Here is an 11,932-nt window from a genome sequence, read left to right as displayed (position 1 = left end):
ATTCCTTGATTATAGATAAAAAATTAGTTAGGGTTATTTTTTATAAAAAAGATGAGAAACAATGAGTAAATAATTTTCTATAAATTACATGTTTTTATTTTAAAAATTAATATTTTCAATAAGACTAGAAATAAGAATAGCTTTTATAGTATGCAATCTGTTTTCTGCTTGTTCAAAAATAATTTCTTGATTTTTTTGAAAAACACTATCTGTAATTTCTATTCCATCTTGTAAATTATATTCTTTTAACATCGATTTGACTATAGTATTTTTTTGATCATGCAAAGCAGGAAGACAATGTAATACTTTTACATCAGGATTATTAGTCATATCTATCATATTTTGATTAACTTGATAATTTTTCAATAATGTTATTCTTTCCTTCCATATACTTTTTGGCTCTCCCATAGAAACCCAAACATCTGTATAAATAAAATCTACATTTTTTATACCTTCTTGTATATCTTCAGTGCATATTATTTGTCTTTTATTTTTTTTTGATTTTTCTTGACATAAGTGTAAAATATTTTTTTCAGGCCAACATTCTTTTGGGGATATTAAACGTAAATCTAACCCTAAAATAGATGAAGCTTCTAATAAAGTATTTGCTATATTATTATGCGAATCTCCAACGTATGCACATTTAATTTCAGAGAATTGTTTTTTTGGACAAACTTCTTTCATTGTTAATAAATCTGCAATTATTTGAGTTGGATGAAACTTTTCAGTTAATCCGTTCCATACAGGAACATTAGAATGCTTTGCTAAAGTTTCTATTACTCCATGATTGTGACCTCGATATTCAATTCCATCATATAAACGGCTAAGAACTTTTGCTGTATCTTCAATTGATTCTTTTATTCCAAGATGAGTGCTACCTGGTCCGAGATAAGTAACATGCGCACCTTGATCAAATGCAGCAATTTCAAATGAGCATCTTGTACGAGTAGATTCTTTTTCAAAAATTAAAGCAATATTTTTTTTCTTTAATAACTGAGTTTCTTGATTATTTTTTTTTATTTTTTTTAGTTTTTCAGATAACATAATAATATTTTCTAATTCTGTATTAGAAAAATCTGATAATCTTAAAAAATTACGCTGATAAAGATGATTCATAACTTAAATTCTCTTAAAATTAAATACAACTTTATATGTAAATATATGTAAAATTAAAATAAATTAAAATATAATTACAACTTAATATCAATACTATTATAGTATATAATATTTTATTATTTTAAAATTTTTTATTTTTTATTAAATTAAAATTTTATGTATTATAAATTTAAAAAAATAAAATTGTAGAGATATATTATGAAATTTTTTCTAGATAGTTTTTCTTTACATAAAGAACAAACAGATTGTGTAATTGTTGGTGTTTTTAAACCTTGTCGATTAACAAGATCAGCTAATAATTTAGATGAATATAGTAATGGTTATATCAGTCAGTTAATAAATCAAGGTGATATTAATGGCGAAATAGGACAAAGCTTATTATTATATGATGTTCCAAATATTATAGCGAAAAGATTATTATTAATAGGATGTGGAGATGAAAATAATTTTAATTCACGCTCTATTATTAAAATAACAAAAAACATTATTAAAATATTAAACAAGCGTTCTATTAAACATATTATTTTTTCTTTAACTGAATTAAACTTTTATAAGAATAATATATATTGGTTTATTCGAAAAATAATTAGTGCTCTTAAAAAAGAGTTTTTTAAAATCAATACTTTTTTAAAAAAAGACGTTTACTTAAATTCCATTTCATTTAATATAATAGATAAAAATTTAATCTCATTAGCAAAAGTTGCTTTAACGCATTCTCTAGCAATTGATTTGGGATTAACTGCTGCAAAAAAATTAAGTAATTTACCGCCTAATATTTGTAACCCACTATATTTGTCTTTGCAAGCAGAAAAATTATCTAAAAAATATAATAATATTGATGTAACAACTATCGATATAAATCAAATGAAAAGTTTAGGTATGCATGCCTATCTGGCTGTAAGTAGAGGATCTGAAAATAAACCATATATGTCTGTTGTTCAATACTCTGGAAAAAATGTTATTAATAAAAAAATTATTATATTAATAGGAAAAGGATTAACATTTGATTCTGGAGGAATTTCTATAAAACCATCACAAAATATGCATGAAATGAAGTATGACATGTGTGGTGCAGCTGCTGTTTATGGAACTTTAATTATGGCTGCAGAATTAAATTTACCGTTAAATATTATAGGAATTTTAGCTGGCTGTGAAAATATGCCAGGAGGTAGCGCTTTTAGACCTGGGGATATTCTAACTACTATGTCCGGTAAAACAGTAGAAGTATTAAATACAGATGCTGAAGGGCGTTTAGTTTTATGTGATGTTTTAAAATATATAGAACGTTTTTCACCTGATATAGTTATTGATGTTGCTACTTTAACTGGAGCATGTGTTGTAGCATTAGGAAACGATGTTACTGGATTGTTTTCAAATAATGAAGATTTAGTTAACGATTTAAAAAAAGCTTCTCAACAAACTAATGATAAAGTTTGGAGACTACCTTTATTTAAAGAATATGAAAAAGATATAAATTCTAATGTTGCTGATTTTTCAAACGTTGGAAATGGAAAAGCTGGGGCAATAACAGCTGCTTGTTTTTTGTCACAATTTACAAAAAAATATCATTGGGCACATTTAGATATCGCAGGAACTGCCTGGGAATCTGGTGTAAACAAAGGATCAACAGGACGTCCTGTAGAACTTTTATCTCAATTTTTATTAAATATGTCACATTATACTCAATGTTAAATAAATATGAATATATTGACATTCAATTAGCATATTACTTTTTAATAGAAAAATGATTAAATAAAATGGAAAAAACTTATAACCCTAAAGACATTGAAGAACCTTTGTATAATTTTTGGGAAAAAAACGGGTATTTTAAGCCTAATAATAATTTAAATCAACCATCATTTTGTATCATGATGCCTCCTCCAAACATTACTGGAAATTTACATATGGGGCATGCGTTTCAACAAACTATTATGGATATATTAATCCGTTATAATAGAATGCAGGGAAAAAATACATTATGGCAAGTTGGAACAGATCATGCTGGAATAGCAACACAAATTTTAGTTGAACGTCAAATATATCTTAAAGAACATAAAACTAAAAAAGATTATAATAGAAATGACTTTATTAAAAAGATATGGTTATGGAAAAAAAAATATAACTTAATTGTTACAAAACAAATGCGACGTTTAGGTAATTCTGTTGATTGGGATCGTGAAAAATTTACTTTAGATCCTGATATTTGTCATTCTGTTAAAGAAGCTTTTATTATTTTCTATAAAAATAATTTAATATATCAAAAAAAAAGATTAGTACATTGGGATTCAAAATTAGAAACAGTGATTTCAGATTTAGAAGTAGAACACCGTTTAATAAAAAGTAACAAGTGGTTTATTCGATATCCTATTGTTTGTAATAAAAAAAAAAATAATAACCTCATTAAGTATTTAATAGTATCTACAACTAGACCTGAAACTTTACTAGGAGATACAGCTTTAGCTGTTAATCCAGAAGACCAAAATTATAATCAATTTATTGGTCAATTTGTTATGTGTCCTTTAGTTAATAGAATTATACCTATTATTGGAGATCAACATGCAGATATAACAAAAGGAACAGGTTGTGTAAAAATTACGCCAGCACATGATTTTAATGATTATAAAATTGGGTTACGTCATAAATTACCAATGATTAATATTTTTACTTTTAATGGTAAAATTAAAACTCATTTTGATGTTTATGATCACAAAGGTGAAATATCTAAAATATATAGTTTATCAGTTCCAGCTAAATTTCAAAATTTAGATATTATTTCTGCTAGAGTAAAAATTATTAAAGAAATACAAAAAATAGGGCTTCTAGAAAAAATTGAGGAATGTGATATTCTTACACCTCATAGTGATAGAAGTGGTGTAATTATTCAGCCCATGTTAACTAATCAATGGTATTTAAAAACATCAAAATTAGCTAATTTAGCTATTTCTGCAGTTAAAGATAAAAAAGTTAATTTTATTCCATCACAATATAAAGCTATGTATTTATCTTGGATGAATAACATTGAAGATTGGTGTATTTCACGTCAATTATGGTGGGGCCATCGTATTCCAGTTTGGTATGATTACCAAAAAAATATATATGTCGGACACAGCGAAAATGAAATACGAAAAAAATATAAAATATCAAATGATATAATATTAACTCAAGATGAAGATGTTTTAGATACTTGGTTTTCTTCTGGATTATGGACTTTTTCTACATTAGGATGGCCTAAAAAAACAGAATTTTTAAAAATTTTTCATCCAACTAATGTATTGGTTAGCGGTTTTGACATTATCTTTTTCTGGATTGCTAGAATGATTATGTTAACTATGTATCTTATTAAAGATAATCTTGGTGTATCTCATATTCCTTTTAAAGATGTTTATATTACGGGTCTAATACGTGATGAAGAAGGTCAAAAAATGTCAAAATCAAAAGGAAATGTCATTGATCCTTTAGATATGATAGATGGTATTTCGTTAAATGATTTGATCAAAAAAAGAACAAATAATTTATTACAACCACAATTATTTGATCGAATTAAAAAACGTACTATAAATCAGTTTCCTAATGGAATTAGTCCAACAGGTACAGATGCACTACGTTTCACTTTTTGTGCTCTCGCTTCTAATACGCGTGATATAAAATGGGATATGAGTAGATTAAAAGGATACCGAAATTTCTGTAATAAACTTTGGAACGCTAGTCGATTTGTTTTAATACATACTAAAGATCACTGTTTTTTTCATTTTCAAATAAATAATATGCTCTTTATAAACAAATGGATATTAATAGAGTTTAATAATACAGTAAAATTATATAGAGATTCATTAGATAACTATCGGTTTGATATTTCAGCAAATGTTTTATATGATTTTACTTGGAATACGTTTTGCGATTGGTATTTAGAATTTGTTAAATTAATTATAAAATTTGGTTCGTCTGAAGATATATATTTTACTAAAAATATTTTAGTTTATATTTTAGAAGAACTTTTAAAATTACTACATCCAATTATTCCTTTTATTACTGAATCTATTTGGCAGCGTATAAAAAAAATTAAAAATATTAAAGAAAAAACAATTATGCTTCAGTCTTTTCCAAAATACAACAATTTATTTTGTAATGAAAAAGTTGTATTACATATGAACTGGATTAAAAAAATAATAATTTTTTTAAGAAATATTAGAGCTGAAATGAATATTGGTTCTAAAAAATTTTTATCATTATTTTTAAAAAATGTTTCTCTCGATCAAGAAAAAATTATTCAAGAAAATTTTTTATTGTTAAAAAATATAGGCCATTTAGATAAAATTAAAATGGTTTCTCAATCATATAAGGAACCTTTTTTATCTATAAAGAAAATCATTGATGGAGTGGAAGTTTTAATCCCTTTACTTAAAGTAGTAGATAAAAAAGTTGAGTTAAACAGATTAAATAAAGAAATAAAAAACATAAAATTAAAAATTTCATTTATAGAAAAAAAATTTTTAAATAAAGATTTTTTATATTATGCACCGCAACATATTATTGAAAAAGAAAAAGAAAAATTAAAAAATTTAAATGAAATATATTCAAAATTATCTTATCAAATAGAAATTTTTAATGGTTCATTTTATGACAATCAATAATAATGTTTCTTTAATTAAATGTAATATTATTTTTTAAAATAATGTGAGTCTATCATGTCAATTTTACATAATTATATTTCTAAAAAAGAATTAAAAAATAATATACTTTTAAAAAATGAACCGCGTTTAGTTCTTTCTTTTTATAAGTATTTTTATATTAAAGAACTTGAAAGTTTTAGAGACGAAATTTATAAAAATTTTTTTGAATACAAGATATTAGGTAGAGTATACATATCTCATGAAGGAATAAATGCTCAAATTAGTATTCCTATTTATATATATTCAATGTTTAAAAAATTTTTATATCAATTTAATCCAGTATTAAATGGTTTACGTATTAATAAAACATTCCATACTAATAATGTAAACGCATTTTGGTTGCTTTCTGTAAAAATTAAAAAACGTATTGTTAACGATGGGATTAAAAATCCCTTATTTTTATTTAAAAATGTTGGTACATATATTAATGCGGAAAAAGTTAATTTGATGTTAAATGATAAAAATACAATATTTGTTGATATGAGAAATTCTTATGAATATAAAATAGGTCATTTCCCTAATGCATTAGAAATTAAAAGTAATACTTTTCGAGAACAATTAAAAAATGTAATAAAAGTGATGCAGTATGCTAAAAATAAAAATATAGTAATGTATTGTACAGGTGGAATTCGTTGTGAAAAAGCAACATCTTGGATGATTTTTAATGGTTTTAAGAATGTTTATCACATAGAAGGTGGAATCATTGGATATGTAAATCAAGCAAAGAAAAAAAGATTACCTATTTTATTCAAAGGTAGTAATTTTGTATTTGATAACCGAATGATTGAAAAAATATCAGAAGATATAATATCTGTTTGTAAACAATGCAATAAACCTTCAGATAATTATGTAAATTGTGCTTTTAATTTATGTCATTTATTATTTATTCAATGTTTTAATTGTTCAATTAATTTTAAAAATTGTTGTTCTTTTAATTGCATGAAATCTATATAATACCTTATGAAAAAATAATATATTAAATTTAAATTAATTTTTTAAACTGTTTTGTATATTTTTTTCTAAATTTTCCCAAGATATTAATTTTTTTTCTAATTTTTTTTCTTCTAAATTTAATTTTTTCAATATAGGTATTTGATTAACAATGTTTTTTTTAAAAAATTCAGGTTTATTAATTTGATTTTGTAAAATGTTGATATTTTTTTCTATCTGTTCAATTTCTTTTAATGTTTTTTCTATTTCTTTTTTAAGTTGATTTTTATTTGATAAATTTAATTTTTTATTTAAAGTACATACATTTTTTTTGTTTTTATTTTTTTTTATTTCTTTTTCTACTAATTTTTGATATGCACCGATATGTGTGGTAATTACTCCATTTCCTTTAAACAACCAACATTTGTTTACAGTATTTTGAATAAAATGTCTATCATGGCTTACTATTAATACAGTTCCAGAATATTGAATAATGATTTTTTCTAATAATTTTAATGTTTCTAAATCTAAATCGTTTGTTGGTTCGTCTAAAATTAACACATTATTTTCTTTTAAAAATAATTTAGCTAAAAGTAATCTATTACATTCTCCTCCAGACAAAGTTTTTACTAATCTTGTTAGCTCATATGGTTTAAATAAAAATTTTTTTAAATATCCAATTAAATGTTGTTCTTTTCCGTTAATTAATATTTTATCTTTTCCTTCATTTATATTATCTAAAATAGATTTTTTATAATCTAAAATAGATCGATTTTGATCAAAATATGCTATTTTTAACTTTTTTCCTGAATAAAAATCGCCTGTTTGAACTTTGTTTTCTCCTGTTAGGATTTTGATCATAGTACTTTTACCAGAACCATTGTTACCAATTAATCCTATTTTATCACCGTATTGTATTATTGAAGAAAAATTTTGAATAATAACTTTGTTTTGTATACTAAAATTTATATTTTTTAATTTAAAAGCTATTTTACCAGAATATTCTTTAATTTCATTAATTTGGATACTATTAAATTTTTCTACTTTTTTATAATTTTCATTTTCTTTTCTTAATATTTCTAAATTTTTTACTCTACCTTCATTTCTTGTAGTACGTGCTTTAATTCCTTTTTTAATCCAAATTTCTTCTTTTTCTAATTTTTGATCAAATAATTTTTTTTGAACTTTTTCAATATAATTATTTTTATATTTTAATTTAACGAATTTTTTGTAATCTCCTGGAAAGGATATTAATTTTCCTCGATCAAGGTCAATAATTCTTGTGCATATATTTTCAATAAACCATCTATCATGTGATATAAAAACAACGCTACCAGAAAATGTTATTAAAAAATGCTCTAACCATTTTATTGTATTTATATCTAAATGATTAGTGGGCTCATCAAGTAATAATATATCAGGTTCATTCACTAAAGTTGCACCTAATGCAATTTTTCTTAAAAATCCACCAGATACCTCGGAAAGCAAAGTATTTTTATTTAGCTTTAATAAATCAATTATTTTTTCTATTTTGATAATGTTATTAGTATTGATTTTATTAAATTTTTTTTTAATAAATTCAAAAATAGAAAGATTTAAATGATTTAAATTTTCTTGTTCTAAATATGAAGTTTTAATATTTTTTCTGTATGCGATAACACCTTTATCTAAATCTTGTGTTTTATTAATTACTTTTAATAAAGTTGATTTTCCAGCTCCATTTTTACCAGTTAAACAAATTCGTTCATTTTTATTTATATAAAAAGAAGCGTTTTTTAGTATTTCTAAATTACTAAATGATAAATAAGCATCTTTGATACTAATTAAATTCATAGTTTTCTCGTTTAAAATTTATTACATATGTTTTATTAACCAAGAATAATATTTTTTGTTTAAAAAATCTTTTGATTGTACCAAATGAGTAATATTTTTAATATGCAATTTCATTTTATTAATTTCATTGAAATTAATTTTAAAATTATTTGTAGAACTTGAAAAAACAATATAACCATTTTTTCTTAAATTTTTTTTTAAACTTTTTATTAAATTAAGATAATCTTTTTTTAATTCAAAAATTTTTTTCATTCTTTTTGAATTGGAGAAATTTGGTGGATTAAGAAATATTAAATCAAATGTTCGATAATTTGAATTAATCCACTCTAAACAATCTGACTGAATGAAAGAATGTTGACTTCCGATTAAATTATTAATTGACATATTTTTTATTGACCATTTTATATATGTTTTAGATATGTCTACAGTCGTAGTTGTTTTAGCGCCTCCTAATCCAGCATAAACACTAGCACTACCAGTATACGCAAATAAGTTTAAAAAATCTTTTTCATAAGACATTGTATTGATTAGTTTTCTTACACATCTATGTTCTAAAAACAATCCAGTATCTAAATAATCAATTAAATTTACTAAAAGTTTTGCGCTATATTCTTGAATTATAAAAAATTTATTACTATTAAAAAATTTTTGATACTGTAATTTATTTATTTGTTTTTTTCTGGTTTTAAATACTATATTATCTATTGGAATAGATAGTATTTTTTTAGTGAAATAAATAGCATGACATAATCTTTTATAAGCACTATGTATATTTATTATTTTTGGTGCTTGATATTCTTGGATGACTAGCCATTCTTTATAAATATCTATAACAATATTATAATTAGGTATATCTCTATCATATATACGAAAACATTCTATTTTTTTAAAGTCATTCCATTTTTTTAATTTTTGAATGTTTTTTTTTAATCTATTTTCATATTCTTCATTTTTTTGATTTAGTTTTTCTGAAAATATTTTATAATTTTTTAAAACACAGTTTAATGGGTCATTTTTAAAAAATATTTTTTCATAAGGTTTCATTTGTAAAAAATTCGATAAAAATTCCGATGCTGTAAATATTGATAATCTCCAATTTTTAAAATGCTTTTTAAGTATATATCCCATATGAACATACAATGCTACCAGTGTATTTTCTGTGTTTTGTTTTTCTTTATATTGTAGATCGGTTAATACTGTTCCAATCTCTTTTTTATATGGATTATTGAAGTTATTTAAATTAGAGGTAGAAAATTGAATAATATTTAATACATTTGCATTAAATGCGTTTTCTTTAGCTTTTTCTATAACTTTACTATTGCAATCATATCCTATAAATAAATTTTTTTTACATTTTTTTATTTGATTTTCAAATTTTTTGTTTGCTTCATTAAGAACTATATTCCACAAAAATTTATTATATTTTTTCCAAGATTGGAAACCCCATTTTATTCTTTTTAGTCCTGGTGCTCTATTAGCATAAATCATTGCAGCTTCGATTAAAAATATTCCTGAACCACACATGGGATCAATTAAAGGAGTGTTTTTTGTCCAATTTGAACTTAATATAATTGCTGTACTTAAGTTATTTTTAATTGGTGAAATATTAGAAATTTCTTTATACCCCCTTTGATGTAAAGATTGACCGCTTAAATCTAACATAATATTTATTGTGTCATTATTTAATATCGCTTGAATTCGAATATCAGGAGCAATCAGATTAACATTAGGATTGATAGAATATTTTTTATAAAATTGATCAAAAATCGCATCTTTTATAATTAACGCCCCAAATAGATTATTTTGAATAAAATTATTGCTTCCTTTAAATTTTACTAAAAAAGTTTTATTTAAATATAAAATTTTATCCCAATTAATTTGGTAAGTATTGATATATAGATCGTTATTATTTTTTATGATGAATTTTTTAATGCATATAAAAATTCTTGAAGCAATACGACTCCATATTAAACTTTTATATACTAGAAGATCTTCGGCTTCGTAATAAATGCCGCCTTTAGTAATATTTAAGTTTTTTGCTCCTAAAAAAATAAGTTCGTTTTCTAACAATTTTTCACATCCTAAATTTGTACTAGCATATAAATAGTTCATTTATTTTGTATCTTTATAGAGTAAAATTATTTTTTTAAAAAATATAATTTTTAAAAGTTTTATAATTGTTTGATTATTTGTCTAATTAATTTTGGACCATGATATATTAACCCAGAATATATTTGTATTAATTCAGCTCCTAATTTAATTTTTTCTTTTGCTGAACTTAAAGAATTAATTCCTCCAACACCGATGATAGGAATTGTTTTTTTAAGTTGTTTATATAACATAGACACTACATCATTACTTTTTTTTTGCAAAGGAAAACCACTTAACCCTCCTTTCATTTGATTTTTTTTTATTTTATATATTGAGGAATGATCTAAAGTGGTATTAGTAGCAATAACTGCATCTATTTTAAATTTAATTAACTGGTTAGAGATATAAATTATCTCATTTTTTGATAAATCTGGTGAAATTTTAATTGCAATTGGTACGTATTTTGAATATTTTTGATGCATTTCTTTTTGTTTTATTTTGATTTTTTTTAATAAATTATTAAATAATACTCCAAATTGTAAATTTCTTAAATTTTTTGTATTAGGAGAAGAAATATTAATTGTAATATAATGAGTATAACAATATATTTTTTCTATACATATTAAATAATCATTTATTGCATTTTCAATAGAAGTATGTTTGTTTTTTCCTATATTTACTCCAATGATACCTTTAAATTTTGATTTCTGAATATTATAAATAAGATTTTCTATACCAAGATTATTAAATCCCATTTTGTTGATAATGGCTTCTTTTGAAATAATTCTAAACATTCTTGGTTTTGAATTTCCTATTTGAGGCAATGGTGTAACTGTACCTAATTCAATAAAACCAAATCCTAATTTAGAAAAAAAATTTATGTATTCTCCATTTTTATCCATGCCAGCTGCTAAACCAATTTTATTAGGAAATGTTAACCCCATACATTTAATTGGTTTTGATGGAATAGGTTTTAAAAATAAATTCATTAGTGTTTGAATATATCGAGAATTCAGACATTTTAATGTCAATATATGTGATTTTTCAGGATCTATTAAAAATAAAAGTTTACGTATTAAATAGTAAAACATTATAATTCCTTTTTTAATTTTAAAATAAAATATATATTTTCACTATTTTTTTATTGATGTATAAGAAAATATAATTGTTTTTGTTATAATTTTAATAAACATTAAAATTTAATATTATTATTAAGTTATAATAAATATATATTTTTTTTCAAAAATTGATAACTTTTTTATTTATGTTATATTTTTATATAAATTTTATAG

Annotated in this window: 7 protein-coding genes; 3 read left to right on the top strand and 4 right to left on the bottom strand. The window is 22.7% G+C overall.

Annotation, left to right across the window (positions count from 1 at the left end; all coding sequences use genetic code 11):
• Window positions 1-99 precede the first annotated feature (99 nt).
• Entirely contained in the window at window positions 100-1,116 is a 1,017-nt protein-coding gene (gene argF / locus D9V60_RS01865; protein ID WP_158360658.1) for an ornithine carbamoyltransferase, read from the bottom strand.
• A gap of 198 nt (window positions 1,117-1,314) precedes the next feature.
• Between argF and D9V60_RS01860 the strand changes: the two genes are divergently transcribed.
• From D9V60_RS01860 to D9V60_RS01850, 3 genes are all read left to right on the top strand, one after another.
• Window positions 1,315-2,808, top strand: coding sequence for a leucyl aminopeptidase (locus D9V60_RS01860; protein WP_158360657.1), 1,494 nt, complete (start codon window positions 1,315-1,317; stop codon window positions 2,806-2,808).
• Between the two features lie 65 nt (window positions 2,809-2,873).
• The gene (locus tag D9V60_RS01855) at window positions 2,874-5,747 is read left to right on the top strand and encodes a valine--tRNA ligase (RefSeq protein ID WP_158360656.1); all 2,874 of its coding nucleotides are present in this window, start codon (window positions 2,874-2,876) and stop codon (window positions 5,745-5,747) included.
• 54 nt (window positions 5,748-5,801) lie between these two features.
• Entirely contained in the window at window positions 5,802-6,740 is a 939-nt protein-coding gene (locus D9V60_RS01850; protein WP_158360655.1) for a rhodanese-related sulfurtransferase, read from the top strand.
• A gap of 33 nt (window positions 6,741-6,773) precedes the next feature.
• Here D9V60_RS01850 and D9V60_RS01845 read toward each other — a convergent pair whose 3' ends face one another.
• The 3 genes from D9V60_RS01845 to pyrD are packed head-to-tail and all read right to left on the bottom strand — an operon-like array spanning window position 6,774 to window position 11,731.
• A complete protein-coding gene (locus tag D9V60_RS01845; RefSeq protein WP_158360654.1) occupies window positions 6,774-8,549 on the bottom strand; it encodes an ATP-binding cassette domain-containing protein in 1,776 nt (591 codons plus the stop codon).
• Between the two features lie 21 nt (window positions 8,550-8,570).
• Entirely contained in the window at window positions 8,571-10,661 is a 2,091-nt protein-coding gene (rlmKL, locus tag D9V60_RS01840; protein ID WP_158360653.1) for a bifunctional 23S rRNA (guanine(2069)-N(7))-methyltransferase RlmK/23S rRNA (guanine(2445)-N(2))-methyltransferase RlmL, read from the bottom strand.
• A 59-nt stretch (window positions 10,662-10,720) separates the two neighbouring features.
• Window positions 10,721-11,731, bottom strand: coding sequence for a quinone-dependent dihydroorotate dehydrogenase (gene pyrD, locus D9V60_RS01835; RefSeq protein ID WP_158360652.1), 1,011 nt, complete (start codon window positions 11,729-11,731; stop codon window positions 10,721-10,723).
• Window positions 11,732-11,932: the final 201 nt, after the last annotated feature.

Source organism: Buchnera aphidicola (Aphis craccivora), assembly GCF_005082145.1.
Taxonomy (GTDB): domain Bacteria; phylum Pseudomonadota; class Gammaproteobacteria; order Enterobacterales; family Enterobacteriaceae; genus Buchnera; species Buchnera aphidicola_U.
The sequence above is the reverse complement of the archived record's forward strand: the minus strand, read 5'-3'. Positions and strand labels throughout refer to the sequence as shown.